The 26327-nt window shown below is 43.0% G+C and carries 32 protein-coding genes; 11 read left to right on the top strand and 21 right to left on the bottom strand.

Features of this window, described 5'->3' with window-relative positions; translation table 11 throughout:
* Positions 1-130 precede the first annotated feature (130 nt).
* The 5 genes from CCS90_RS02245 (at position 131) to CCS90_RS15080 (ending at position 4534) form a co-directional block, all read left to right on the top strand.
* A complete protein-coding gene (locus CCS90_RS02245; RefSeq protein WP_099017877.1) occupies positions 131-739 on the top strand; it encodes a BON domain-containing protein in 609 nt (202 codons plus the stop codon).
* Positions 740-901: 162 nt separating this feature from the next.
* The gene (locus CCS90_RS02240) at positions 902-2134 is read left to right on the top strand and encodes a hypothetical protein (RefSeq protein ID WP_099017876.1); all 1233 of its coding nucleotides are present in this window, start codon (positions 902-904) and stop codon (positions 2132-2134) included.
* Between the two features lie 184 nt (positions 2135-2318).
* Entirely contained in the window at positions 2319-3473 is a 1155-nt protein-coding gene (locus CCS90_RS02235; protein ID WP_099017875.1) for a T6SS phospholipase effector Tle1-like catalytic domain-containing protein, read from the top strand.
* Between the two features lie 174 nt (positions 3474-3647).
* Positions 3648-4310, top strand: coding sequence for an energy transducer TonB family protein (locus CCS90_RS02230; RefSeq protein ID WP_099017874.1), 663 nt, complete (start codon positions 3648-3650; stop codon positions 4308-4310).
* Positions 4311-4399: 89 nt separating this feature from the next.
* The gene (locus CCS90_RS15080; protein WP_257205601.1) at positions 4400-4534 is read left to right on the top strand and encodes a hypothetical protein; all 135 of its coding nucleotides are present in this window, start codon (positions 4400-4402) and stop codon (positions 4532-4534) included.
* Between the two features lie 57 nt (positions 4535-4591).
* On the opposite strand, the gene CCS90_RS02225 is transcribed toward CCS90_RS15080, so the two are convergent.
* From CCS90_RS02225 to lptM, 16 genes are all read right to left on the bottom strand, one after another.
* Entirely contained in the window at positions 4592-5008 is a 417-nt protein-coding gene (locus CCS90_RS02225; RefSeq protein WP_099017873.1) for a hypothetical protein, read from the bottom strand.
* A 118-nt stretch (positions 5009-5126) separates the two neighbouring features.
* On the bottom strand, positions 5127-6797 hold the full coding sequence (locus tag CCS90_RS02220) for a M28 family metallopeptidase (protein ID WP_099017872.1): 1671 nt from the start codon (positions 6795-6797) through the stop codon (positions 5127-5129).
* 399 nt (positions 6798-7196) lie between these two features.
* The gene (gene pip / locus CCS90_RS02215; protein WP_099017871.1) at positions 7197-8144 is read right to left on the bottom strand and encodes a prolyl aminopeptidase; all 948 of its coding nucleotides are present in this window, start codon (positions 8142-8144) and stop codon (positions 7197-7199) included.
* Between the two features lie 762 nt (positions 8145-8906).
* Positions 8907-9677: a hypothetical protein gene (locus tag CCS90_RS02210; RefSeq protein ID WP_099017870.1), complete on the bottom strand. Its 771-nt coding sequence runs from the start codon at positions 9675-9677 to the stop codon at positions 8907-8909.
* Positions 9678-9941: 264 nt separating this feature from the next.
* Positions 9942-10364, bottom strand: coding sequence for a F0F1 ATP synthase subunit epsilon (locus CCS90_RS02205; protein ID WP_099017869.1), 423 nt, complete (start codon positions 10362-10364; stop codon positions 9942-9944).
* An 11-nt stretch (positions 10365-10375) separates the two neighbouring features.
* A complete protein-coding gene (gene atpD / locus CCS90_RS02200) occupies positions 10376-11770 on the bottom strand; it encodes a F0F1 ATP synthase subunit beta (RefSeq protein ID WP_099017868.1) in 1395 nt (464 codons plus the stop codon).
* A gap of 12 nt (positions 11771-11782) precedes the next feature.
* Positions 11783-12643: a F0F1 ATP synthase subunit gamma gene (gene atpG / locus CCS90_RS02195; protein WP_099017867.1), complete on the bottom strand. Its 861-nt coding sequence runs from the start codon at positions 12641-12643 to the stop codon at positions 11783-11785.
* A gap of 48 nt (positions 12644-12691) precedes the next feature.
* Entirely contained in the window at positions 12692-14239 is a 1548-nt protein-coding gene (atpA, locus tag CCS90_RS02190; protein WP_099017866.1) for a F0F1 ATP synthase subunit alpha, read from the bottom strand.
* A 38-nt stretch (positions 14240-14277) separates the two neighbouring features.
* Positions 14278-14805 carry a F0F1 ATP synthase subunit delta gene (locus CCS90_RS02185; protein ID WP_099017865.1) on the bottom strand — a complete coding sequence of 176 codons (528 nt, stop codon included), beginning with the start codon at positions 14803-14805 and terminating at the stop codon, positions 14278-14280.
* Position 14806: 1 nt separating this feature from the next.
* Positions 14807-15277, bottom strand: a complete 471-nt coding sequence (locus CCS90_RS02180; RefSeq protein ID WP_099017864.1) for a F0F1 ATP synthase subunit B — start codon at positions 15275-15277, stop codon at positions 14807-14809.
* Between the two features lie 39 nt (positions 15278-15316).
* Positions 15317-15592 (bottom strand): F0F1 ATP synthase subunit C, encoded by a 276-nt coding sequence (gene atpE / locus CCS90_RS02175; RefSeq protein ID WP_099017863.1) that lies wholly within the window; start codon positions 15590-15592, stop codon positions 15317-15319.
* Positions 15593-15632: 40 nt separating this feature from the next.
* Positions 15633-16499: a F0F1 ATP synthase subunit A gene (atpB, locus tag CCS90_RS02170; RefSeq protein WP_099017862.1), complete on the bottom strand. Its 867-nt coding sequence runs from the start codon at positions 16497-16499 to the stop codon at positions 15633-15635.
* A gap of 9 nt (positions 16500-16508) precedes the next feature.
* Positions 16509-16886, bottom strand: coding sequence for an ATP synthase subunit I (locus tag CCS90_RS02165; protein WP_099017861.1), 378 nt, complete (start codon positions 16884-16886; stop codon positions 16509-16511).
* Between the two features lie 276 nt (positions 16887-17162).
* A complete protein-coding gene (locus CCS90_RS02160; RefSeq protein WP_099017860.1) occupies positions 17163-17852 on the bottom strand; it encodes a DUF484 family protein in 690 nt (229 codons plus the stop codon).
* On the bottom strand, positions 17845-18621 hold the full coding sequence (dapF, locus tag CCS90_RS02155; protein ID WP_099017859.1) for a diaminopimelate epimerase: 777 nt from the start codon (positions 18619-18621) through the stop codon (positions 17845-17847). The genes CCS90_RS02160 and dapF overlap by 8 nt, the downstream gene beginning before the upstream one ends.
* A 7-nt stretch (positions 18622-18628) precedes the next feature.
* Entirely contained in the window at positions 18629-18799 is a 171-nt protein-coding gene (lptM, locus tag CCS90_RS14890; RefSeq protein WP_162846726.1) for an LPS translocon maturation chaperone LptM, read from the bottom strand.
* Between the two features lie 70 nt (positions 18800-18869).
* On the opposite strand from lptM, the gene CCS90_RS02150 reads away from it, so the two are divergent.
* The 4 genes from CCS90_RS02150 to CCS90_RS02135 all read left to right on the top strand — a co-directional run bounded on the left by CCS90_RS02150 (position 18870) and on the right by CCS90_RS02135 (position 22086).
* Positions 18870-19520, top strand: coding sequence for an alpha/beta hydrolase (locus tag CCS90_RS02150; RefSeq protein ID WP_099017858.1), 651 nt, complete (start codon positions 18870-18872; stop codon positions 19518-19520).
* A gap of 7 nt (positions 19521-19527) precedes the next feature.
* Positions 19528-20334 (top strand): biotin--[acetyl-CoA-carboxylase] ligase, encoded by an 807-nt coding sequence (locus CCS90_RS02145; RefSeq protein WP_162846727.1) that lies wholly within the window; start codon positions 19528-19530, stop codon positions 20332-20334.
* A 67-nt stretch (positions 20335-20401) separates the two neighbouring features.
* Complete coding sequence (locus CCS90_RS02140) at positions 20402-21064, top strand: SPOR domain-containing protein (protein ID WP_133566422.1); 663 nt, start codon at positions 20402-20404, stop codon at positions 21062-21064.
* 5 nt (positions 21065-21069) lie between these two features.
* On the top strand, positions 21070-22086 hold the full coding sequence (locus CCS90_RS02135; RefSeq protein ID WP_099017855.1) for a glycosyltransferase family 4 protein: 1017 nt from the start codon (positions 21070-21072) through the stop codon (positions 22084-22086).
* Positions 22087-22134: 48 nt separating this feature from the next.
* Here CCS90_RS02135 and CCS90_RS02130 read toward each other — a convergent pair whose 3' ends face one another.
* The 4 genes from CCS90_RS02130 to CCS90_RS02115 form a co-directional block, all read right to left on the bottom strand.
* The gene (locus CCS90_RS02130; RefSeq protein WP_099017854.1) at positions 22135-22584 is read right to left on the bottom strand and encodes a hypothetical protein; all 450 of its coding nucleotides are present in this window, start codon (positions 22582-22584) and stop codon (positions 22135-22137) included.
* A 214-nt stretch (positions 22585-22798) separates the two neighbouring features.
* Positions 22799-23119, bottom strand: a complete 321-nt coding sequence (locus CCS90_RS02125; protein ID WP_099017853.1) for a hypothetical protein — start codon at positions 23117-23119, stop codon at positions 22799-22801.
* A gap of 101 nt (positions 23120-23220) precedes the next feature.
* Positions 23221-23514: a type II toxin-antitoxin system RelE/ParE family toxin gene (locus CCS90_RS02120; protein ID WP_099017852.1), complete on the bottom strand. Its 294-nt coding sequence runs from the start codon at positions 23512-23514 to the stop codon at positions 23221-23223.
* Positions 23515-23784 (bottom strand): type II toxin-antitoxin system Phd/YefM family antitoxin, encoded by a 270-nt coding sequence (locus CCS90_RS02115; RefSeq protein WP_099017851.1) that lies wholly within the window; start codon positions 23782-23784, stop codon positions 23515-23517.
* A gap of 179 nt (positions 23785-23963) precedes the next feature.
* On the opposite strand from CCS90_RS02115, the gene CCS90_RS02110 reads away from it, so the two are divergent.
* Together CCS90_RS02110 and CCS90_RS02105 are read left to right on the top strand one after the other, a co-directional pair.
* The gene (locus CCS90_RS02110; RefSeq protein ID WP_099017850.1) at positions 23964-24407 is read left to right on the top strand and encodes an SRPBCC family protein; all 444 of its coding nucleotides are present in this window, start codon (positions 23964-23966) and stop codon (positions 24405-24407) included.
* Positions 24404-24724, top strand: a complete 321-nt coding sequence (locus CCS90_RS02105; RefSeq protein WP_099017849.1) for an ArsR/SmtB family transcription factor — start codon at positions 24404-24406, stop codon at positions 24722-24724. Before CCS90_RS02110 ends, CCS90_RS02105 begins: the two co-directional genes overlap by 4 nt.
* A gap of 14 nt (positions 24725-24738) precedes the next feature.
* On the opposite strand, the gene CCS90_RS02100 is transcribed toward CCS90_RS02105, so the two are convergent.
* The gene (locus tag CCS90_RS02100; protein WP_246026982.1) at positions 24739-26142 is read right to left on the bottom strand and encodes a mechanosensitive ion channel family protein; all 1404 of its coding nucleotides are present in this window, start codon (positions 26140-26142) and stop codon (positions 24739-24741) included.
* Positions 26143-26327: the final 185 nt, after the last annotated feature.

Below are 26327 nucleotides of genomic sequence, written 5' to 3'. Positions count from 1 at the left end.
AGATAGGCACCATATATTGGAATTAAATCGTTAGATTAACATTCATTTCACACATTATTCACTGTACATCCTGACAATAGGAAGTCCAATTTCAATTGACGTTGGACAAAAATTTTATAGGAGAAAAATCATGAATACATTGAATTTATCAATTAGAAAATCTTTGAAAGTTACTTCTTTGGTGGTTGCTTTAGGAATAAGCAGCATGACATTGGCTGGTGGCAACAATGCCCACTACGACACCGATGACAAATTAAGAGATGCATGGATCGATGGCAAAGTAGAATCTGCTTTGTTGATCAATCGCCACTTGAATAACTTCACCATAGATACCGATGTGAAAGGTAAAACTGTGTATTTATCAGGTACTGTCAAATCAGGGGTTGACAAAGAATTGGCCGGTGAAATCGCCAAAGGCATTGAAGGTGTGGTTGACGTTGAAAATAATTTAGTGGTCAAAGAAGACGCTAAAATGTCAAAGAAAGCCTACAAAGACGGTGATGAAAGAAGCTTTGGTACGTGGTATGACGATTCAACCACCACTGCAGCCATTAAATCTAAGTTTCTGTGGAGTGGCGAAGTTGATGGTTTAGACATTAATGTAGACACCATGCACGGTGTAGTGACTTTGAATGGTACAGCCAATACATCAGCCAATAAAGCCTTGGCTGAAGAGATGGCCAAAAACACCAATGGTGTAACCAAAGTCATCAATAAACTGAAAATCAAAAATGGCTAAATAACCATTCACGATTCAGTGAAAACACAAAGCAGACAGGGAAGTCTGCTTTTTTATTGCTCAAAATAAGTCAACCTCATCTATATATATTTCATTTATGTGGCGCTTTTAAGCTGCTTTTATCGCATTAAATAAAGGTACAGTTAAAAAAGGAGCTGCGGCATGAAAAACATTCAATACACACTGAGTCTATTATTCACCTTGATACCCGCATCGGTTTCACTGGCAGCCGGCAGCAATGCTTGGCAGAGCACCCCGGTTACGGCCATCACTGGTTTAGAGCTGAAATTGTCCGAACCAATAAACGGCGAGATGCTTTCAGTGCTGTTGTCACATGATAACAGCAACAACACCAATCGACTGGATGCCATCACCATACGTCAGCCTTTTGATGGCTCAGATGTTTCGCCACCCACCAGGATAGATTTCAGTCCTAATTTGTTTGCTTTGGGAGAAATATGTGTGGAAAACAACCAAGCATACATCCCCTACATCAAAGATTTTAATGTGGGCGTGATTAAATACGATGGCTTAAACTTCAGCAGTTTAACCATTCCAGCAACAATGACAAATAACTATGACAATGCCAATTGTGCGGTGACCAATGATGGCATTTTTATCCTAACCCATGATTTGACTGATCAAGAAACTGAAATTTTTAAATCCACCAATTCAGGTGTTTCTTATAATATGTTTGGGAATTACAACTCAGTGGGGCCATTCAGTGGCGGTATCCGAGAATTCATTACAGCAGATTATGACAGCGGCTTGGCCATGACCGTGTCGCAAATGAATACTGGCATGGTCCGTTCCACCCGATTTTTTACCTCCGATGCCTTCCCTGTTTTTGACCACGTTAATTTAACCATGCTGATGCAGCCTACTGGCTTCACTTTTGTGAAAGAGTCATCAGGCGGTATCAACGGTGATCATATGTCCTTTTCATTCAATGGTGATGGTCAAGCTGAGTTATTTAACATCCCCACAGCAAACCCCGCAGCTTTTACCATGACCCACTTAGGTCCAATCAATAGCATGGGTTCTCAGTTTAATTTTCAAGGCGGCTCAGGATACAGCGTTCCTGACTTGGACGGCAATCCAATGGTTCATCAAGTCATGTGGGGTAATCTGTATGAAATCAACCATGACATGTCTCCGCCGACTTTCACTGTAGATTCCGATTATCCACTGATGGGTATTGGTGGACCTGTCGATGGTTGTGTGATCAAACAAATGCGTGGCAATGACATCATTGAAATAGAAGGTCTGATTATTGGACCTACGGTGGGTCCAGGTGGTACCAGTTTGTACCTCAAAAGATTGGAAGCTGATCCGATCTTTGCCGGTCGCTTCGAACTGACTCCCACCATCATTTATGATGCCGATTGCCCATAAAAAAGATGACAATCCAGTACACCATCAGCACCAGTTCGGTGCCAAACACGCGCATTGGAAGATGGTGTTGCTACTTCGATTGCTGAATCGACTTAATCACGCCTAAGAATTTTTCTGGTTTCAATTTAATTCGCCAAAGTCTTGTGCTATTGTGCAATTGAATACAATTAAATTTAGAGCAAGCATGCCAAAAAATATCATTATTTGCTGTGATGGCACGGGCAATGAAATCAAAGAAAATTTATCCAATGTTTTGAAACTGTTCAGGGTGCTTAACAAAAACCAAAGTCAAGTGGTCTATTATGATCCTGGCATCGGCACCATCAGTAACAGCAGTGCTTGGGCCAGGTTAAAAAACCATGCCAAGGGCATTTTTGGTTTAGCCACGGGCTATGGCTTGGATGACAATGTGTTGGATGCTTATAAGTTCTTGATGCGTCATTACAAACAGGGCGATAAAATTTTCCTGTTTGGTTTCAGCCGTGGCGCTTATTCTGTGCGGGTTTTGGCTGGCTTTCTGAACTTGGTGGGGCTGCTTGATCCGGCCAAAGAAAACCTCTGCGGTTATGCCTTGACCGCTTATAAACAATCCAGTGAAAACAACGATTTGGCCATTGGTTGGCGATTCCAAAACATCCTGGAAACCCGTCGAGTCACCATTCATTTTATGGGCGTGTGGGACACCGTGGCATCAATCATCATTCCTCGGCCGGATCGGTTTTATATTCCAAGCTTTCAAGCCCTGCCATACACAAAAACGAACCCAGCCGTACGGACTTTTCGACAGGCCATGGCGATTGATGAAAAACGCCGCATGTTTCGCCTGTATCCTTGGCAAGCAGACCAAAAGTTTAAACCCAATCCATTCATCAAGGATAAAAACGCTGAGGCCCAAGACAGCAAACAGGTTTGGTTTGCTGGGGTGCATTCTGACATCGGTGGTGGCTACCCTGAGGCAGACAGTGGGCTGGCTAAAATTCCTTTACAGTGGATGATTGATGAAGCTGTGGAACAGGGTTTACAAATCAAGGCTGTCATTTACAAACGATTGGTGCTTGGACAAAATCCTGCCAACAGCTTAAAAACCTATGTGGCTCCAAACCCTGAAGCCAAACAACATGACTCAATGAACGCAGTCTGGAAAATTCTGGAATGGTTACCGAAAAGTGATTTTGCCAAAGAATGGCCAAGCAGACCATCAAAATTTGGTATGTACTTACCACTGGGGGAACCCAGGTTTATTAATGAGGATGCCACCATTCATCCCAGTGTCAAAACACGACAGTCTGGCACTGAACTTGACCCACCCTATCGGCCAGTTAATTTATCCGCTGAATGACAATGAACCCCTAAGGGCCAATTATTGTCATTGTTTGTTAGAAAACATCGCTTAAGGGTACGCTATACAAAGAAATCATGGGTAAAAATCAAACAACAACGGTAACTGATTGACTTTAGGTATAGGAAGCATACAATTGCGAAAAATTTATCCATTGACACGCATTAAAAGACCATGAAATACCTTATCCTCTTTAGTCTGCTGTTGACTGTAAACAGCCAAGCCCAAGAACCCGTCGAAGACAAACCAAAAAATCAAAAGCGTCCCAGCTGGTCACAAGGTTTACCTGAACGCCAAAGTTCAATGACACCTACATCTTCCATCAACAAGTTCAAAGTCAAACAAGAGCCTATGGATGTCATTGAAGACGATCGAAGTCTTGAACTGACCGAGCTACCCAGTGTTGAAATTGAAATGATGAATACCCAACCAGTGATTGAACTGGAGCCAGTGATGGAATTAGAAGTTGAAACGGTTCAACCTGTAGCAGCCACCAGAGAAGAGGCTTTTGACCAGTACTTCAGCAGCAAAGGTGAAGGTGAAGTTAAAACTGAAGTGAATCCTTTGGTCAGTGAATACAAATGGACTTTGTTGAAGTCATTGCCGATTGAAGTGCCACAAAATTTCAGTGACAATGAAACGTTGAAATTGAACATTCACATCAATCCCAAAGGTCATGTCACTCGAGTGACTGTGGCAGAAGCCTCCATCCCAAAGAAGATTTTTGAAAGTGCCGAAAAGAGTATCCTTAAATGGCGCTTCGAAGCCCCTGCGGAAATTGGTATCAATGAAGTCATCAGCAAGACTTTTTCGATTGACATCAAGACAGATGCATAAATTTTATAACAAGAGGTGGTAAACACATTAACTACAGAATCATCATTTGATGTGCTAACATCAATGTAGTTTCATTGAATGGTTACCACATGAACCCAATTGAAAATTTATTGATCCGCTACCGAAAGCACGTTCAGCTGTCTTTGTTGACCTATGCCTCTTTGGTCAGTCCGCTGTTGGTGGATCAGCTGTACACATGGATTTCAGTGGTTTTAGAAGCTTAAACCACAGCGGTCAATACAACTGCGATTGACCGCCTGTCTAGGTTAATTGCCCCGTTATTAAGCAGCCTTTTTGCCTGCCATTAAACCACCGAGGTATGCCATTGGCAAATAAGCCAGAAGCAAATCAGCCGCCATGAACCAAATGGGTCCACCAACCATCACAACCATAGCAATGCCGCCAATTAAAAACGCCAATCCTATAATCATCGCACATCGCATCTGATGCGTGGCCGCTAATTTGGCTGCAACAAAAGCGCCCACCAAGGTGCCTAAGGCGTGTGCCAGAAACGGAAACAAGAAGTTTTTCGGAGCGAATAAATTCATACTCTCCTTCAAACCTTCCATGGTCGTTACGTCGGCCCCAGCTGGCACCGGAATAACCATGGGTCCAATATTGACCAAACCCATGTTGACTGCCGCGCCAACCACCAACCCCACAATTACCGCCAATACATTGCGTGTCATGCTATTCATCTTATCAATCCTCCCAATAAAACCAAATCTTCAACAATCAGTTTATCTGATGTCTCAGCAGATATCACTCAAAATGTAATTCAAATGATTATGTATCACTCTGGCTTGACGTTATTTTTTAATTCATATCTGCGCGTTGTTCGTCACGCACTGTTTTGAACTCAGTGCCTTGATTCCATTCGGGCCAGTCTTGGCTGTTGACGATCTCTAAACCGGTCAGGAAATACAATCGCAAATCTTCAACTGCACCCGTCAAGTCCCAACTGCTGTCGTATTCATCCGAAGGTCCGTGGTAATGTTTTGCGGTGTATTCATCTTCTTTCAGTTTGCCATATGAGGCGCCTTTTTCTTTGTGGTCTAAACCGATGGATGGATACAACATGGGTACGCCCAGCTTGGCCAATTCAAAATGATCAGAACGGTAATAGTATCCATTTTCTGGAAAAGGATCGGCTTTTAACACACGGCCTTGTACTTGGGCATTTTTCGCCAGGTAATCATCAAGTTGACTCATGCCAAATCCGATCACCGTGACATCGTTGGTTGGTCCGAAATAATTCAGCCCATCCATGTTCAAACCGGCCACTGTTTGGGCCAATGGAAAAATGGGGTTGGCGGCGTAATAGGCCGAACCCAACAAGCCTTGTTCTTCTGCGGTTAAGGCAATAAAAACCACACTGCGTTGAGGGGGTTCAGATAAACTTGTATAAGCCTTGGCCAGCTCAATCAGCCCGCCTGTACCGGTGGCATTGTCCAGTGCACCATTGAAGATGTTGTCCCCAGATAAACTTGGATCTGTACCAATGTGGTCCCAATGCGCCATGTAAATAAACACTTCTTCTGGTGATTCCGAACCTTTGATCATCGCCACCACATTTCGTGAAGTCATCTGTTCGACTTTATTATTGATGGTCGCAGAAGCGGTTAAATCCAAAGGAACCGCTTTAAAGCCCCTGGTTTGGGCTGCAATATACAATTGATGTAAACTCAATCCCACTTTATCAAACATGGCCTCAGCGGTGGATTTGGTTATCCAGCCCTCAATCAATGCCAACTGTTCACCTTTATCGGCCCTGACTCGATCAAATTGTGGGCCGGTCCAACTGGATGCCACTGTGGACCAAGGATAGGCTGCCGGTTTGGTGTCATGAATGATGATGGCAGCAATAGCGCCTTGCCGAGCGGCTTCTTCGAACTTGTAATCCCAACGACCATAATAAGTCATGCTGTTGCCGTTAAACATGTCCTTGTCTTGAGTTGCGTAGCCTGGATCATTGACCAACATGACTGCGGTTTTACCGACCACATCAGCCCCTGCATAATCGTCCCAACTGTGTTCTGGTGCATTGATGCCATAACCCACGAACACCAATTCGCTTTGCGCTATCGATACGGTGTCGATTTGCTGTTTGGTCCAGATTACTTGTTGTTGGGTATAGTCTAATAACAAATCCGCACCATTGCCACCTTGGATGGTGAGCTGAGGTTGATTGACCGCCTCTACTGAGGTCAGTGGCACTGCTTGGGTAAAGCTGTCACCATTACCAGGCTCAAGCCCCGCTTTTTTGAATTCATTGATGAGGTATTCAACGGTTAATTCTTCGCCCTGAGTACCAGGTGCCCGACCACCAAACTCATCTGATGCCAAGGTTTTAATGTGTTGGGTTAAGGCATCGACTGAAATGGCATGCTGGCCCATTGCTTCAGTTTGATTTTCGGCAGTCATTGGTTCTTGTTTGTTGACACAGCCCAATAATATAAATGGCAATGCACAGATCAATGTTTTCATTGTTATTTTTCCTCTTGATTGGTTGTTTTTGCGGGCAGCATGGATTTCATTGTCGCGTGTTCAATGACGACATCAACACTTCTTGAGTGTCAGATGATGACTGTCGATCAGTCTTTAGCACTTACCCTGATTCAATATGCTATTTCAGCTTTTTGTCCTTTTTTTCTTGGCGCTTTTCCTTCAAGGTTTTCTCGGCTTTCTTTTTTACTGCTTTTTTTGCATCTTGGCCCTTAGCCATAAATCACTCCTTTAGATTAATGTTAAAAACATTATACGCCTTTATCTTGGAGAATTGATACATCAGTTGATCGCTTGGGTTGGTTGCTTCATCCTTTCATAGACCTTAACGATCATCGATTAGATTAAACCATAATTAAGCAGTTCATCATTTACTTGGTTTTAACCCGTCAGCTGGAGTTTGAGCAACATCTCATCGGTGGCACTGACCAAGGCGTCCACCATTCCCGGTTCTTTCGATGCATGACCTGCCCGATCGACCACGGTTAATCGAGAACCTGGCAAGGCTTTATGAAGCTGATAGGCTTTGATTGGTGGGCATAACAAATCATAACGACCATTAACTATATAAACTGGCATGCCTTGTAAAACAGCCAGGTTTTCTGCAATAGGTCGATCTTCGATGAAACAATTGTGTACACAGTAATGCGCTTCAAGTACCCCTTGGTGCCAATTCTCAAGGTCAAGCGTTGGTTGGTAATTCTGCATGGTATAGCCCGCTTCTTCCCATAACATCATTTCGGCCGCCGCCAGATTGCGTTGCTTGACATCACCACCGATCATCATTTGATAATATACTTCGAGTATATGGTCACGTTGATCTTCAGGCACCAATGATTGATACCGATCATAAGCTTCTGGATTAAAACGACTCAAACCTTCCTGCCACAACCAGCGATTCTCCTCTGGTGTACCAAAAAATACACCCCTGACAATTAAACCCAGCACGCGATCTCGATGTGTTTGCGAATACACCAAACTCAAGGTTGATCCCCAAGAACCACCAAACACCACCCATTGATTAATGTTTAAATGTTCGCGGATGGTTTCGATGTCTTGCACCAAATGTTGCGTGGTATTTTCTTCAATATTTCCCAAAGGCTTGGAACGATTACAACCTCGTTGATCAAACAGCACAATGTGGTATTTTTCTGCATCAAAAAAACAACGGTCGTCCAAACCACAGCCCGCGCCTGGCCCACCGTGCACAAACACCACCGGCACGCCAGCTGGATTGCCACAAGTCTCGACATAGATTTCATGGGTATCACCGACTGGTAAATGAAAGGATTGGTTGGGTTCAATGCTGGGGTAGAGTTTTTTGGTCATGAGCTTCTGGCGTGTATCGGATAAATCATTATAAATAAATAAACTTGCCGTGTCAGTTAACTCTGTTTAAGCCATTCATATGATTTTAGAAACATACAACCTGTCTATATAACACAATATTGTATTTATAAACTTTTCAGTTCACTGAGCCTGTCGATGTGTGTATGGTCATTTGAGAATACTGCCAGTCAGTGACAGACTTCGACAAGCTCAGTCACCTATACCCGAGTTAATCCGATAGCTATTTCTGTTTTTCTGGACATTCAAGGCGTCTACACACCATTATATTGTTTTTAACCTTATCAGTTCACTGAGCTTGTCGAAGTGTGTTTGGACATTTGAATATACGGCCAGTCAGTGACAGACTTCGACAAGCTCAGACACCTAAATCTGAGTTAATCCGATAGCTATTTCTGCTCAAATATTAATTTAAACATTAAACAATTCCATAAATAACTTTGTCTCAAGTTAATCACAGTTCCTCCCACAAAAAAAGCCGACACCAGGTCGGCTTTTCAATACTGCTTGGTCAATCCAGAATCAAACCAATCGGTTTCATTAACTTCGTCTTGTCCACCCCAGATTATCATTTCAGTACCAGTCCTTACTGCCATATGTCCATAACGTCGATCAGGCGCTCCCAATAAATCAATTCATTACCTGACCAAACTGATGACGACAGCTCAGACCCATAAAATTCCTTAACTCGCATTGCTCTCTCGAAACGAAAGATCAGTTTAGGTTTATCAAGCCATACACCCATTATTCAAAACCATGCTTAAATATGACGTCATTGGGCATGTTCTCTACACCTGGAGTCAGCATGCCACCCTCTGGAAAGTTACTGCTGACTTGGGTCAAATCATACAGCACTGAATTGGCGGACCCGTCCATGTCACCATGGTACCAGGCAGCGCTGTCGTTGGGTGCGGTATTTCCTGGGAAGCGGGTCGCCATGTCAGGGGTACCACCTGCTGTCAGGGCTAAATTGACCATGCCATAAATCAAGTCACCAGTACCGCCATCCGACCAACCTAGGCCATCGACAATCGATGCATTGGCCGGTAACTCAAGCACACCATCATCGTTTGCATCGTAATCCGTCGCCTCAACCATCGGCGTGGGACTGTGGATCAGTAAAAAAGAATTGCTGCCATTTTCCAAACGACCTCCATCCATTGCTGCATCACGAACCAAGGTGGTGGCTGGCACTCCCCAGGTCCGGGATCCGCATGCCCCCTGGGTGTCTTCTGCAGTGATAACCAATAGGCCATTGCTGCCCAGTACTTGTGCGTTTAAATCCACCACCATATCCGCCGTGCCTTCATTGGAAGTGGAGTCCCCTTCGACGGAAACAAAATAATGATCGGTTAATGCCAAACCTGCCGCACCTGTCAGTTCTATGTATTCACAATTTTCATCAACGCCATTGGGATTAGCCACAATTTCATTGATTTCTAACACACCATTATTGGCCCTGGCGGTGCTTAAAAAATTCATGCCAATGATTAATAAATAAATTACATTCTTCATATCATTCTTGATCCAAATTAATTACCTTTAAAATAACTTAATCGGCAAGTTAACTTATGAAAAAAAGATTAAAAATACATGAAATTTATCATTCAGTGATACAAACATCTCATTTTCCAACAAAAGTACTAAGCTTCTGAATGGTCATCTTTAATATGACAAGCTCAGCTAATTGAAAGCAAGTCAACTCAAATATAAATACAAATCACCCACAAAAAAGCCGACACTGGGTCGGCTTTTCAATACTGCTTGGTCAATCCAGAATCAGCGTTTCAAGTTCTTTTTCAACCTCGAAATGGCTTGAATTTGGGCCATGGCTTTGGCCAAATCGGCTTGTACCATTGCCAAGTCTTGTTTCTTGTCGTTGTTTCTCAACAAGTTTTCTGCTTCTTCTTTGGCTTTGATGGCTGCCGCTTCGTCGATGTCATCAGCACGTACCGCCGTATCAGCCAAGACTGAAACCATATAAGGTTGAACCTCAAGGATGCCACCTGACACGTAAAAGTCTTCTTCGCCACCATCGGCCAATAAAACACGAACCTGACCAGGCTTCAGCTGTGTGATCAAAGGCGCGTGTCTTGGGGCTATACCCAATTCACCGGCCACACCACTGGCAATGACCATGGTCACTTCACCTGAATAGATGGCTTTTTCTGCACTGACAATATCACACTGTATGGTTGACATATTTATTTACCTCAAGCTGCTTCTTTTTCGGCCATTTTCTTGGCTCTTTCCAAAACTTCATCAATGGTACCAGCCATATAGAAAGCTTGCTCTGGAATGTGGTCATATTCACCGTCGATGATGCCTTTGAAACCACGGATGGTTTCGCTCAAAGATACATAAGTACCTGGGCTGCCGGTAAATACTTCTGCCACGAAGAATGGTTGTGAGAAGAATTTCTCAACTTTACGCGCTCTGTATACAACTTGTCTGTCTTCTTCAGACAGCTCGTCCATACCCAAAATCGCGATGATGTCTTTCAACTCTTTGTAACGTTGCAATGTACCTTGTACCGCACGTGTTACGTTGTAATGCTCTTCACCAACCATCAACGGATCTAACTGACGTGAAGTTGAATCCAATGGATCAACCGCAGGGTAAATACCCAACTCAGCAATTGAACGAGACAGTACAACGGTTGCATCCAAATGCGCAAAGGTTGTTGCTGGTGATGGATCTGTTAAATCATCCGCTGGTACGTATACCGCTTGGATTGATGTAATAGAACCTTTTTTGGTTGAGGTAATACGCTCTTGTAATTTACCCATTTCTTCAGCCAATGTAGGCTGATAACCAACCGCTGATGGCATACGACCCAACAAAGCAGATACCTCGGTACCGGCCAATGTATAACGGTAGATGTTATCGATGAACAACAATACGTCACGACCTTCGTCACGGAAGTATTCAGCAATGGTCAAACCGGTCAAAGCCACACGCAATCTGTTTCCTGGAGGCTCATTCATTTGTCCGTAAACCAAGGCCACTTTATCCAGTACGTTAGATTCTTTCATTTCATAATAGAAATCGTTACCTTCACGAGTACGCTCACCTACACCAGCAAATACTGAGTAGCCTGCATGCTCGATCGCAATGTTACGAATCAATTCCATCATGTTTACGGTTTTACCAACACCGGCACCACCGAACAAACCCACTTTACCACCCTTAGCAAAAGGACAGCACAAGTCGATTACTTTAATACCTGTTTCTAAGATTTCGTCAGAAGCGGCTTGCTCATCATATTTAGGGGCTTCTCTGTGGATTTCCCAACGAGTCTCTTCACCGATGTCACCAGCACGATCGATGGGATCGCCCAATACATCCATGATGCGTCCCAATGTTTTTTCACCAACAGGAACGGTAATCGCTTGATTGGTGTTAGTCACATCTAAACCACGTTTCAAACCATCAGTTGTACCCAATGCAATGGTTCTTACGACGCCATCACCTAATTGTTGTTGAACTTCTAAAGTGGTGCTGGTTGCAGCAATCTTTAAAGCATCATACAGTTTAGGCACTGAGTCTCTTGGAAACTCAACGTCTACTACCGCGCCAATGATTTGTACTATTTTACCTGAACTCATGTCTGACTTCTCCTATACGGCCGCTGCGCCGCTGACAATTTCTGAAATTTCTTGTGTAATGGCTGCTTGTCTTGCTTTGTTGTAAATCAACTGCAAGTCTTTGATCAGGTCTGATGCATTATCAGAAGCTGATTTCATTGCCACCATTCTGGCCGCATGCTCGGAGGCCAAATTCTCTAAAACACCTTGGTAAACCAAAGATTCAATGTAACGGTTCATTAATTGATCCAATACATCTTTGGCTTCTGGCTCATACAGGTAATCCCAATTATCTGAGATTTCCTCATCTTCGGTAGCAGGAAGTGGCAACAATTGATCAACCACCGGTTTTTGTGTCATGGTGTTGATGAAATCATTGTATACCAGGTATACATGACTCAATTCACCGTTGGCATATGCATCCAACATCACTTTAACCACACCAATCAATTTAGCCAATTCAGGTTTATCACCCAAGGCCGAAATGTTGGCTTTCAAGTTCACTTTGGTTTTCTTGAATGTAGAAGCCGCTTTGTTACCGATGGTTACCACATCGATGTCTTTGCCTTTGCTCTGCCATTCACGCATGTGAATCACTGCGTTTTTAAACAAACCAGAGTTCAAGCCACCACACAATCCACGATCCGTAGAGATCACGATATAACCAACTCGTGCGCCATCTTGATCATGCATGAAAGGGTGTTTGTACTCAGGCGTTGCTTTAGCCAAGTGACCAATCATTTGTTTTATTTTGCTTGTGTAAGGTCGTGAGGCATGCATTTGATCTTGCGCCTTTTTGATCTTACTTGCTGAAACCATTTCTAAAGCGGTCGTCACCTTACGGGTGGACTTCACACTTACGATTTTGGTTACAATTTCACTACCGACTGCCATAATTATTACCTGTTATTGGTTATTAACATTTAACCTGCTAAGAACTATTTACCAGCTGCCTGTTTTTTTGAAATCTTCAACACCAGCTTTCAGCTTGGCTTCGATTTCATCGTTAAAGTCACCAGACTCATTCAATTCTTTCATGAATGCGGCTTGGGTGCTGTTCATGTGATCAATCAAGGCACTTTCAAAAGCACCAATCTTGTTCATTTCTACATCATCCATGAATCCACGATCAATCGCGAACAAGGACAAGGCCATTTCAGCCACACTCATTGGTGAGTATTGTTTTTGTTTCATCAATTCAGTGACTCGTTGACCACGCTCTAACTGAGCTCTGGTTGCGTCATCTAAGTCTGATGCAAATTGTGCGAAAGCCGCCAATTCACGGTATTGCGCCAGTGCCAAACGAACACCACCACCTAATTTCTTAACCGCTTTGGTTTGAGCCGCACCACCCACACGCGATACTGACAAACCAGCATCAATCGCAGGACGAATACCTGAGTTGAATAAGTCAGTTCCTAAGAAAATCTGACCATCTGTAATAGAAATTACGTTGGTTGGTACGAAAGCAGATACGTCACCTGCTTGCGTTTCAATGATAGGCAATGCAGTCAAAGAACCGGTTTTACCTTTCACTTCACCATTGGTGAATCGCTCAACGTAATCAGCGTTAACTCGAGCAGCACGCTCAAGTAAACGTGAATGTAAGTAGAATACATCACCAGGATAAGCTTCACGACCTGGAGGACGTTTCAACAACAATGACACTTGACGGTAAGCCCATGCTTGTTTAGTCAAATCATCATAAATGATCAAGCCATCTTGTCCACGGTCTCTGTAGTACTCACCCATGGCACAACCAGAGTAAGGTGCGATGTATTGCATCGCTGCAGAATCAGAAGCTGTGGCAGCAACGATGATGGTGTGACCCATGGCATCATGCTCTTCCAACTTACGAACCAAAGCCGCAACCGATGAACGTTTCTGACCAATCGCAACATAGATACAAACTACGCCAGTATTTTTCTGATTGATGATCGCATCAATCGCTACTGCTGTTTTACCTGTTTGTCTGTCACCAATAATCAATTCACGTTGACCACGACCAATTGGCACCATGGCATCAATTGATTTCAAACCTGTTTGTACAGGTTGGTCAACCGATTTACGATCAATTACACCCGGTGCAATTTTTTCAATCGGCGAAGTCATTTTAGTTTCAATTGGGCCGTTGCCATCAATGGGGTTACCCAAAGAGTCAACCACGCGTCCAATCAATTCAGGACCAACAGGCACTTCAAGAATACGACCAGTACATTTGGCTTTATCGCCTTCTGAAATGTGGCCGTAACCACCCAAGATTACAGCACCGACTGAATCTCTTTCCAGATTCAATGCCAGCGCATAAGTATCGCCTGGTAATTCAATCATTTCACCTTGCATCGCATCGGCTAAGCCGTGGATGCGAACAATACCGTCTGAAATACTGACTACAGTACCTTCTGTACGGGCCTCTGACTGAACTTTAAAGTCCTTAATTCGATCTTTAATCAGTTCACTGATTTCTGATGGATTCAATGTCGTTTGCATTGCATTTCCTCGTATTCTCTTAAGTCTATTGACTTAAATTAATTAAAAAGTTGTGTCTTCAAGCGATTTATCTTACCGCGTAAAGTGCCGTCTATCACCAAGTCTCCACAGTGAATTCGAGCACCGCCCATCATGTTCTCATCGATGTGCGTTTGCAGGCTAATTTGTTTGCCGGTTCTCTTGCTGAGTGCTGCGGTCATGGCTTGTTTCTGCGTGTCAGTCAATTCAACAGCTGAATACACATCCACGGTCAGTGATTGTGAATCCTGCTCTAAATAAAACTGATACAGCTCTGCCACTTCTGGCAACAAGCTCAAGCGGTCGTTCTCAACCAACATGCGAACAAAGTTTTGATAATGTTCACTGCCGTTTTTACCGCTCACCAATTGAACCAAGTCGTCGTCCAAAACATCTGGGCGACTGAAATAATTAAGAATCTGTTCGTCCTGAGCTAATCCGGCAGCAACCAACAAGTCTTTAGACCATTGGTCTACAGCAGACTCACTTTTGGCGAACTCAAATGCCGCTTTGGCATAAGGTCTTGCTAATGTGATTAATTCACTCATCTCAGATCTCTTTGATTAAATCGTCCAACAAATCTGCATGTTTACTGGCATCCACTTCTTTTGAAAGCAGTTGTTCAGTACCTGCAATGGCTAAAGCAGACACTTGCTGACGCAAGGCTTCCTTGGCACGATTTGCTTCTTGTTCAATTTCAGCCTTGGCCGCATTCAACTGACGCTCTTTCTCAGAAAGTGCATCAGATTTGGCTTGATCTTTGATTTTTGTTGCCATTTGAGTTGCCTGGTCTTTAATGTGACTGGCTTGCTCTTTGGCTTCAACAATCAAGGTATCTACCTTGGCTTTGGCTTGGTTCAATTCTTTTTCAGCACGATCACCAGCGGCTAAACCGTCAGCAATCTTTTTCTCACGCTCTTCCATGGCGCCCAAGATTTGCGGCCAGATGTACTTCATGGTGATGATAATCACAACAAAGAACACAAGTGCTTGAATGATTAGAGTTGCATTAATATTCATGTTTGTACTCCGCCTTAATCTGTTAGAAAGTGCCTAGAATTAACCTGTAACAGCTGCTAAGAATGGGTTGTTGAAAGTAAAGAACAAAGCAATACCAACACCAATCATAGCTACCGCATCGACCAGACCCATTAACAAGAAGTATTTACCTTGTAACATAGGGGCTAATTCAGGTTGACGAGCTGAAGCTTCTAATAAGCGTCCACCCAATATACCCAAACCGATACCTGTACCAATCGCACTCAAGCCCAAAATCAATGCCACTGCAATGGCTGTCATGCCTTGAATATCAGCTACTAATGCTAAATTTTCCATCGTTTTCTCCGATTTACCTTTTGGTTAAAATATTAAAAAATTAATGTGAATCATGTGTCTCGTGTGACATGTTCAAATAAACCACACTCAACATCATGAAAATATAAGCCTGCAATGTAATGATCAATATATGGAATAAAGCCCATGCCAAAGCAAGTAAAAACTGTACGATGCCCATTGAAGCACCACCGAAACTGAAGGCATCTGACCAACCGTAGTTTAAAGTCAAGACACCGATCAGGATAAAGATCAATTCGCCTGCGTACATGTTTCCGAACAGTCGCAAACCCAACGAAACAGGTTTCGCGATGGTCTCGACTATATTAAGGAATATATTGGCGATGGCCAATAAACTCTGTACAAAGAAATTAGGACTTTCAAATGGATGGGTCGCAAACTCTTTCAAGTAACCCAACGCAAATGGCTTCTTAACCGTGAAGCTGTAATAGAAAACAATTAACATGACACCAAATGACATGCCAAAGGTGATGTTCAAGTCTGTCGATGGAACCACTTTCATGTAATCAATTCCAACGAATGTACCTAACCAAGGTAACAAATCAACCGGTAACAGATCCATGAAGTTCATCAAAAACACCCAAATAAAGATGCTCAATGCCAATGGCGCAACCACTTTGCTGTTGCCATGGAAGATGTCTTTCACTTGTTGATCAATGAAACCAATGATCATCTCAATGAAGTTTTGAGTTTTATTGGGTACACCCGCAGTTGCTTTTTTAGCCACTCTACGGAAAAACCACAAGAATATAACCGCCGTCAGAATGGTATAAAAAACACTGTCTGTGTTGATGGTCCAAAAAGCATTGCCTTCGACCAATTCAGTTGTGTGATTCTTTAAATGGTGACTGATGTATTCACCAGCGCCGCCGCCTTCGCCACTTGCCATTGATTTAACTCACTTAAAAGATGTTAACAAAGCCACCCAAAACGCCAATAGGGTAGCAATAAATCCAATCAATAAAGGCATCAATTGGAATGAGAAATTGGTTACTGCCACATAGAACAATATCCCAATCACTACAAATTTCATGATTTCGCCTTTAAACATTCTGCCAACCAAAACTTGGGAGTTACCGAAAGGCCAAGTAACTATTAAAGCAAAAGCCAAAGAACCCAATGCACTGATCAAAGCACCCGTACCTGCGGAATACGCAGCTGAGCGGCCTTGTAAGTAGTAAAAAACTACAGCAATAACAATCCCAATCAACATTTGATATAGGGGAATTTTTACTACCGTTTTCTTCACCTCTTTCAAGGTTATTTGTTCAGTCATTTTGGGCCAGGAGTCAATACTGCATTTACTTGAATTAACGAGTCAATCAGATTGCCTCAACTAAAAGCGGGTGCATTATAATGGTTAATCCAAGGCAACGCAATGCTTTTAGGGCAAAAACACCTGCGATTTATTAACGACATTTTAACCCAATGATATTGAGCTATTTATAAAGGTCTGGCTTGTTGGCTATTTCACATTTATCTTTCAAGTAAGCCACTCATTAATATGTATCCTTACTGGGTTTAACCCAGTCAAATAGATCAGAAACCACCGTCAAGACATGGCTTGGTGTTCGTCTTGTGGTTGTTGCTGTTTGAGGTAACTTTCAAGAATTTGTGCCAACTTTTGTAAAATATCACTGGAAGAATTGGGATGAAATTTTTCTTCGTCTTTACTGGCAAATGACATCAAACCAAATTTGGCTTGTTGCCCTATCGGTAACACAATGGCTGACTTGATGTCATCTTGCTCTCCAAACAGGCTGGTTATTTTTTCTTTTTTCAGTCGGCCAGACATCGGTTCTTGTTTGGCTTGAAACACTGAAAACTGAGTCAATTGGGCTGTGGTGATGGTAGCAACTTCTGCTGATGCAACCACTCCCTGCGTGCCTTCGGCCAACAACAATTTAAAATAATCACTGGGAAAGTGGGTGGTCACAAATTTCACAAAGCCAGGGATGAATTCGCTTTGATTCATCACCGATAATTCGGTCAACAGCTCAAACAAGCGATTCATCAATGACTCACTTTGTTGGGCGTTTTTAATCAACTGGGCAATTTGCGCTTTCAGTTGTTTGTTTTCTTTTTGTAATGTACGCAATTGATGGGTGGACAGGTTGGTCAACTCGCCTTCAGGTGTGACCACCTCTAACTCAGCCATGAGCTCTGGAAACAAGGCAAAAAAACCGGGGTTTTTGAGTAAGTATTTCTTGATGCCTTGTTGGATGTTTTTTTCTTTACTCATAGCTTAATTGTCCTTTGTATACCAAACGTGCTGGGCCAGTTAAGGTGATTTTGTCACAAACCAAATCGTAACTAACTCGTAAATCCCCACCCAACATCGAAACAGTCAGTGGTGTGGTGGTTCCCAATAAAGTCGCACTGGCAATCGCTGCCGCACAGGCACCACTGCCACAGGCTTGGGTTTCTCCTACACCCCGTTCAATCACCCGCAATTGTATGTGGTGGTCATCAATTTTTTTTACGGCTTCAAAATTAATCCCTGCAGGATAATGGTGATTGGCTATGTGGCTCAATGGAACCAAATCTTTGGCCGTTAATTGCGGCTCATGATAAACCCAATGTGGATTGCCAATGTCTACAAAATAACCATCAACCCCTGCAATGGTCACTTCATCAACCACGACATTTTGATAAAAAGTCACTGAAATTTTTTCTTCATCGACATATTTCAAATGAACCTCACCACCCAGCCCATCCAGGGTTAAGTCATTGACGTCCAATCCTTGGCGATGTAAATAATGTGCGATGGCCCTTTGTCCATTGCCACATTGTTCTGCTTCACCACCATCGGCATTGAAAAACCGATAAGACAAGCCAGTTTCATTTTCATTGATCAGTATCATTTGATCAAAACCCACGCCAGTGCGCCGATTTGACCAAACCCTGATGTTGTCTGCTGTAATTTCAAACTCACCGTGACGGCAATCAACCAACATGAAGTCGTTGCCAAGTCCGTTGAGTTTTTCAAATTCAAGGGTTTTCGTTTTCATCTTACTTTCAGTCCAAACCTTGGTTGCTTGATGCTGCTGCTGATTTAGTTTGTGCAGATTCAACTGTTTCAGTTTTTTCAGGCAAATAAAGTTCACCTTTGTTGCCACAGCCAAATAAACCCAAAGTAAAAACCACACCAAGCCACATGGTAAGTCGGTTGCGTCTCAAAAATTTCATAAAATCATGCCAAAACTGTCAGTACCGGTATAATAGAACGCTTTTATCTGGATAACAAGTCAGAGACAATATGTTAGATTTTATTACTAAAAAAACCGGTGAAAACCCTGAATTATTGATTATTTGGCTTCACGGCCTGGGCGCCGATGGTCACGATTTCGAACCTGTGGTGCCACAATTCAACAACCCCAACAAAGACTTGCAGTTTATCTTTCCACATGCACCAGTTCAAGCCGTTACCATCAATGGTGGGATGCGCATGCGTTCATGGTACGACATCAAAATGATGGACATCGGCAAAATGCCTGACGAAGAGGGCATCCGTGAATCAGAACAAAGCGTGTTGGAATTGATAGAAGCCCAAATCAAAGCAGGCTTCAAAGCAGAACAAATTGTACTGGCTGGATTTTCTCAAGGCGGCGCCATTGCATTGCATACAGCAACACGCACCCAGCACAAATTGGCCGGGGTGGTGGCTTTAAGTTGTTATTTGCCGATTCCTGAAAAATTGGCTGACGAACAATCTAAAGTGAATCAATCCACACCTTTCTTTATGGGCCATGGCAGTTATGATCCTGTGGTGCCCTACCAACTTGGTCAAGATTCTTACCATACCCTCAAATCCGCCGGTTACCAAACTTCCTGGCATGAATACCCGCTGCAACACGGTGTTTCTATGGATGAACTCGAGGACATCAAACAATTTATCTTGGGACTTTGAACCCTGCATGCCAAGCCCAGTAAAGACAAACAGCCAAGGCTTGGACAACCTCCAACAAGACCATCCAAACCTCACCGTGAGCTGGGTTGACTCAATTGATTCAACCCAGCAATCGGTCCAAGCCAACTCTATACTGATTGCCGAACAACAATTGGCCGGGGTGGGTCGTCGTGGCAACCGCTGGCTGACACCCAGTGGACAGGCCATTTGTTTTTCCTACCGCTTCACTTTAAATGCCCAAACCAATCAAATGTCTGGTTATGCTTTGATGGTGGCGGTGTCAATCATCCAAGTGATAAAGGCGTTCGATGGTGCTGCCGGCTCGACAACCAAGGCTCAGCTAAAATGGCCCAATGATTTGTATTTCGATCAGCAGAAATTTGGCGGTATTTTGATTCATGTAAAACCCATGAATCCAGGTGCTGCTGGTCCCAAACAATTGGATGTCACTGTAGGCATCGGTATCAATTGGTCACTTTCCAAGGAACAATTGCAGTCTGTCGACCAACCCGTCTGTAACATCCCCTTGTGCGACAAACCACCCAGAGCTGATTTCATCAATCGCCTGATCAAACAATTAAACCACAACAACCCCCAATTCCTGGCACATGGCCTGAGTCCATTTTTACAGCTGTGGCAACAACACGATTATTTGGTCAACAAACCCGTCTGCGTGACGCAAGACACCGGCATTGTTGAAGGGCTGTATCATGGCATCGATGAACAAGGACAACTGTTGATTGCCATCAATGGCATGATCAAAACTTATTCAGCCGGTGAAGTCAGTGTAAGAATGATTAAGCCTGAGACATAATGGTATTATGTAGTCAGGTTAATATATAATTGCGCTTTTACACCACTGACTGAGACATTTGCTCTGAATGCGTTATTTCTTTATTCTTTTATTGATGGCCAACATTGCGTTTTTCGTCTGGACCAAACGGTTGTCGCCACCGACTAAAAAAGCATTTACCACAGTGGATGTTGGTGTCACACCCCTGCAATTGGTCGCTGAACTTGATACCGAAACAAACAACACGCCAATACCTGAGAAGCCAGTGGACATCAATGACGATGTACAACAAATGTGTTTCTCTGTCGGCCCATTTGACATAGAAGCCAATATCCACGCAGCTGCTGAAACTTTAAATCCACTGGTACTGAAAACCAATATCCGCAAAATAACCACCACCCAAGAAGCGGGATACTGGGTCTATTTGCCGGCATTATCCAGCCGTGCAGAAGCCTTGAAAAAAGGTCGAGAATTGGCCGCTGCCTTTGTTCGTGACTATTATGTAGTCACCTCGGGTGACAATGAGAACTCGATTTCTTTGGGGTTGTATCGTGAACCATACAATGCAGACAATCGCATCAATGAATTGTCCAAGAAAGGGTTTCAGGTCAACAAAGAAATTCGCATCGAACAATGGCCTGAATTTTGGTTGGATTTCAGTGCCACTGAAACCCAATTGACTTCTTTGCCTGACCTCAAAGCGACATTCCCAGACGTCAGTCAAAACGAAGTGATTTGCAAAAATAATTAAGCATCATGGCACACATCCTGTTCGCCGACACCAGTCACCCCAAACCCTACGGATTTGATGATTTAGCGGCGCATGCCATGGGTGGTACTGAATCCAGTTTGCTGCGAACCGCTCAAATATTGCACAACCAGGGTCACCAAATCAGTGTGTATCAAAAAAACCGATCACTGAGTGAAACACAACATGGTATCCAATTCTTAGCACCTGAGGATTTGGCTGCCACAACAGGTGTTGATCATGTCATCGTGTTAAGGAAATTTCCACAAGTTCTGGTATTGCAAAAACAATTCCCCAAAGCCCAATTTCACCTGTGGATTCACACCTACAAAAATTGGGAGTATGTGTTAAAGCGCGGCCTCAGGCTGGCCAAACCTTGGCAATTGATTACCAACTCAAAAACCCATGCCAAGCATTGTGATCGATTATTGAACCATGGTTTTATGGGTCGAATTTACAACCTGTTCAAAGCCAAGGTCCAAATCAAGACCTGTTACAACCCAATTCCTGCCACTTTGGCCCAAGGTATAAGCCAACACCGGGACCCCAATAAACTGCTGTTCCTGTCTGCACCCAACAAAGGCCTAGACCAAGTATTAAAAACCTTTCAACAAATCAATCAGCAACTCAAAGATTTACATCTTTACATCGCCAACCCCGGCTACCGCGATGAAAATCCAGAACAAATTGCCAATGTTCATTACCTCGGTGCTTTACCGGCTGAACAAGTCAAAGCGCATTTGGCCACCAGTCTGTGTGTGTTTTACCCACAAAATTCATTCGCCGAAACCTTTGGATTAATATATGCCGAAGCCAACGCACTGGGTACACCAGTGATGGCCCATGACATCGGGGCTGCCCGAGAAATCCTGCATCCAAACAATCCGCTAATTAATGCCGAAAACATCAAGCAAATCACCCAAACCTTGATCCAATGGCAGCAGTCATTGCCTGAAGTGAGTTACCGCAAAGAATTTGACGAACCCTCTGTTTACCAGCAGTGGGTAAATGCTTTGGGTTTGTGAAACCCGCTCACTGAGCGAAGTCGAAGTGCGCTATAAACACATTACAATTTAAAAAAATACACAATTAGTTTTTTGCATTGATTTCACCTCTTTTCGCTGATAAAGAATGGCTTTAATACCTTTTACCAATGGCTCGATGGATTCAGGCGGTGATATTTTCCTGGCACATCCACAGTCCCAAAAGACTTTATTCGACATGTCACCTAATTTAATTTGTAACTGGGATTTCGCACAAGGGTTACATGTTAATGAGATACCTTTGTCTTTATCCACCAACTTAGATTCTACTTGGTTCTCAGCTAATTCGAAAAATCTCACAGCATCAATCAATGGAATCAGTGTTTGTACTTCTACACTTTCTAGCTTCAACGGAACCCATTGATCAGCAGCATCACCACACATCTCCCGATTGAACGAACTGTACGTTGAATCAAAACTATCCACTCGTCCATCGTCGAAAGACAATTGAAAGTGCTGTGAATGAGTGGCATTGATCATAAAATAATAATATAACTGTCTTCATCCAGGTATTTAACTCTTGTAGTTAATTCATTGTTATGAGAGCCATGTAAGGTGTGCTCTGTCCACCAATTCATGATAGTCTATCAGTTGAGTAAAGTCGCACCAATTGCTTTCATAAAACCCACGTTCTACAAGTTTTGAAAATATCGGTTAGTAGGTTTCGCTTTCGACTTTTGATAACCACAATAATTTACAAATCTAACTTATCTACTTCAATATTTTTAACTTGCCACCAGTCTTCTAGAACATAATCATCCACAACACTTATTCGAACATTGGGCCATTTTTCAGACAACCTTTTCAGTTCATTTATAATTTTTATAAAATCTTTCTTTTTTCTAAATGATGACTCTATTTTAGTAAAACCTCCGGCTGTGTTGTCCTCATTCAAACCCCAACAATAAGGCTCCGCACCCCAAGAAAGTTTTAGTGAATGTTGATTTGCTTCATTAACAAATGTTTCGAGCACTTCTTCATGTGCTGTTGCTTTATATTGCAGTGTCCATCCCATTTTAATTTTTAAATAGTCTGTATAAGTTATGTGTTACATCACAAACAATTTCTTTTTACCTATCAAAGAAATATCCGAGTTTAAATTCTGTGGCGATGTTACTAACCTTCGTCAAGATTCAACAACCTTTCGCTTCGCCAAACCCTAACTATTTGAATTGAGGCTTTACCGCGCAGGTAAACGACTCTGAATGGCGGGTGGATAAGTTCTCTGATATGGCTTTCATCGAACTCAGGAACAATTCTGCCCATGTCAGGATGATCATTAAGGGTTTCAATTTTTTCAATGATTGCAGCAACAAATTTTTCCCCAATCACTGCAACCATTTGTTCGATGTAATATGCTTTAATACTCTCAAGGTCAGCCACGGCAGAATCTGAGAATAAAATCTTCACTTAATCAATAGCTAGTTTTTTCTTGGCGTCTTTGAGGCTCATAACCTTGCCTTCTTCAATATCCATCAAGCCTTGAGATATGGCTTTCACAAAAGCCAGCTCCTCACCATTCTTTTCGAATTCTGCCAGGCCTTGAACCACTGCAACTCCTTTACCGCGACTGGTTAAAAGAATAGGACGTTGAGAGTCCTTGGCGTGATTAACAACCTTGCCTGGATTCACTTTGAGCTCTGATAAAGAAATGACATCTTCAGAAAATTTAGTTGGCATCAGGTTTATCAATTGATGGAAAGACCATTTTATAGCACCTTTTAACAGGTCTTGTCAATATGTAAGCAATTAAAACATGGCCTGTATGAACATAGCTATGATTATATGCAACCCAATAGTTGCATATTAAGATAAACCATGCTTAAATCTAATTAACAAAACTATTTGGATAACCTCAAATGCAAGACACCATTCAACGAAAAATACAAGTCAAGGCCACTCAACAACAAATCTATGCGGCCATCGCCGATCCTGAATTGGTGGTGAAGTGGTTTCCGGAAACACTGGAAGGAGACTACCAGCCAGGCAGTCAGCCAGTATTTGGATTTGGTGAAGGCGGCAAAACCCAAATTCATGTTGAAGCGGCCAAACCCCATGAATACTTCGCTTTTCGCTGGGTGCCCGGGTCCAATATGTTCATCGGTGATGTGCGCACTGTGCCCCATACCCTGGTTGAATTTAAGATTTCAGCAGCCACTGATGGCGCCTGCGAAGTCACCTTGACTGAATCTGGCTTTGCAGCCTTACCAGCAGCAATGATGGCAGATGCCATCAAACAAAACTCAGGTGGCTGGGACTTTATGATGGATCGATTGGCACAGTATTTTTCTGGCTCATCATGATCGAAGCCGATATTTACAAAGCATTGGGAGACCCTGTCCGATTAAAAATCATTACAAGATTGTCCGGACGCTCAACCCATACCATTGGCAAACTGTCTGAAAATTTGGGCATTTCTCGACAAGGGGCGAGAAAACAAATTCAAGTGTTGGTATCGGCCGAACTGGTTCAATTAAAGAAACAGGGTCGAGAAACCCAGGTGCTGTTGAATCCCGACAAATTAAAAATGGCACGAACCTTCATTACCCGACTGGAACAACAGTGGGAACACAGGCTCGATGCACTGAAACATTTTGTGGAAGATCAAACCGTTCCTTAATGGATTTGAAACTGTTATTTTGCTGTCGGATCTTTAAGCACTCGCACTTCTCGTTGTGGGAATGGTATGGTGAAACCGTTGTTGCGCATCGCTTCGAAAATCATTAACAACAAATCACCACCAACGCGGTTTTTTCCATCATCTATACCCAACATCCAGAACTCGACAAACATGTTGACGCCTGAATCGCCAAAACCATCAATTTCACAATCAGGTCGTTCTTCGATGGGGATGTCTTCACCGCTGATAACTTGATCATGTGAAGCCACGGTTTCTTTGATGATTTCCACCAATTGACGGATGTCAGAATCATAGGCCACTGAAAAGTCGACCCGATAACGTTGCTTCTTGTCTTTATGAGTCCAGTTGATGAAACTTTCGGTCACGAACTTTTCGTTCGGCACCATGATGTCTTTGCCATCAAAAGTTTCCAAGGTGGTTGAGCGCAGTTTCATTTCTCGCACAATCCCGGTTCTGCCATCTTCCAACTCAATGTAATCATCAACCGAAATAGAGCGATCAAGTAATATGATGATGCCAGAAATAAAATTGGAAGCGATGGCTTGTAGACCAAAACCGATCCCAACACCAATCGCCCCACCAAACACCGCTATGGCTGTTAGGTTGATGCCCATGACTTGCAACAACAATAAAAACACCAAAAAGAAAATCGCGACTTCTAACAGTTTTGAAGCCACTTCTTTGGTGCGAAAATCGAGTTTGGGTTGACGCCGGATGATTTCTTTACCAGTGCTGTTAGAAAAACGACCCAACCAGAACAACAAAGTACCAAACAATGCCACGCGCAGGACACCGTAGGCGGATACCTGAATATTTCCCACCGTTATTTGCATACTTTCCAGTGTTTCGATGAGTGGATCTAATAGGTTAACTTGGTGCAAAAACAACAGCGGCAATCCAATCCAGCGAAAAACAAAGGCAATGAAATTGCTTCTGACATGGTCTCGAATGATGGCAATGAACATCAACATCATGGCCAGGGTCAAAGCCGTGTTGACCAACCAAGTTTGCCCCAATAAATTCGCACTGATTTCAACCGCGAAACTCAAGGCCAATATGGCAATCAATGGAAACAACAAATTGCCCATTTTGCTGGCCAACTTCCTCAAAGGACTTAATGGCGCATCGGCAGGAGCCTTGGCTATCAATGGAAAAGATTTTCGCAAGCGATTGGTGATTATCAATGCCACGATAAAAATCAACAACACCATAGCCAACTGAGCATAGGTTTCAGTTTGTACCCAGGTTGCAGCAACATGATTGCCCCCATCAATCAAGGACTGTTTAAAATTTTGAAAATCCATGGGTTTGGCTCCTGTTACTTTTGGATAAATGATCAACACCCAGTTTATGCCTTTGGCTACACAACTTGCCACACAATCTGCAAAAATGTTCATAAAACACCCTATTGAATCGATTGTTTGAACCCAATCTATTTGATGATATGGTGTCTGGTGGCTTTTATACATATAGCTTGTTAAAGCCACTTTTTGATTTCTGCCATCACTGTTTTTACGCGGTTGGCAATGGGTTTATGTTGTCGATAGCCCAGATACAAGGTTTCACCGATCGATAGGGTTAG

Source organism: Marinicella litoralis (genome assembly GCF_002591915.1).
Taxonomy (GTDB): domain Bacteria; phylum Pseudomonadota; class Gammaproteobacteria; order Xanthomonadales; family Marinicellaceae; genus Marinicella; species Marinicella litoralis.
The sequence above is the reverse complement of the archived record's forward strand: the minus strand, read 5'-3'. Positions and strand labels throughout refer to the sequence as shown.